The organism is Oleiphilus sp. HI0128 (genome assembly GCF_001635365.1).
Genome location: NZ_LWGG01001322.1, coordinates 1 through 825, shown reverse-complemented (window position 1 = coordinate 825; position 825 = coordinate 1). Strand labels below are relative to the sequence as shown.

Below are 825 nucleotides of genomic sequence, written 5' to 3'. Positions count from 1 at the left end.
TGGCTCAAACGATGCAAGAAAGACGGAATGACCAAGTGCTTCAAGACCAGATTTCTCTTGGCTGATTCGTTTCGTTCGGCCACCTTTGTCTAGAGAATTTGCGACGATTAAAATATTAATGGTTTTGCTCCTTCAGCAAACATATCGGTTACTTTATTTCGTAGCGTGGCTTTTTTGCTCTGGCGCATTACCGCCAAAATCATCATATAGTAAGCGAGACTGTTCGTTAGGGTTACTTAAAGGGTCCCAGATGGGAAATAAACGCCTTCTAACTGCAAAGAAAACTCGGTCAATTTTGTTCGCTAGGCCGTTAGGAATATGCATCCACCTTAAAACCAGGAATATGCGTCGCCTAATCGCCCAGTTATATATGGATTGCTCAGAGTAGAAGTTATAGCCCCATCGCTTCTCAAATAGTCGGCTGGATGACTCAGTGATTTTGCTGTTCCAGCGTAAGTTAAAGTATTTAAGGTCTGAGAGGCTGGCACGAGTGCCTAAGTTATCAAAGATAATATTGCAACGAGGCTCTACATAAAGCTTTAGGCCTCGGTTCTTCAGCTGCATGCCGATATCCAGGTGCTCTCGGATAGTCATGTGCGGGAGTTCAAGGCTTTTCAGGACTTCGGTATTGAACATAACGCAATGAAGCTCAAACGCTTGGCTTTCAGTCACTTCTTGCGGCAGGTCTTCTGGTAAGGTCCGACGGAAGGTCTTTTCTTCGATCAGGTAGGGAGTGTTTTCTACATCGACTGCACGTAGTTCGGTGGTAAAAAGGTGATTGCGCAAGTCTGCACCTTCATCAACGCCAGAGGATTCCAGGGTTAC

Annotated in this window: 1 protein-coding gene; it reads right to left on the bottom strand. The window is 45.2% G+C overall.

The window, feature by feature from the left end; all coding sequences use genetic code 11:
- Positions 1-153 precede the first annotated feature (153 nt).
- Positions 154-825 (bottom strand): hypothetical protein (locus A3763_RS29075; RefSeq protein WP_197483042.1); only part of this gene is annotated, 672 nt, incomplete at its 5' end.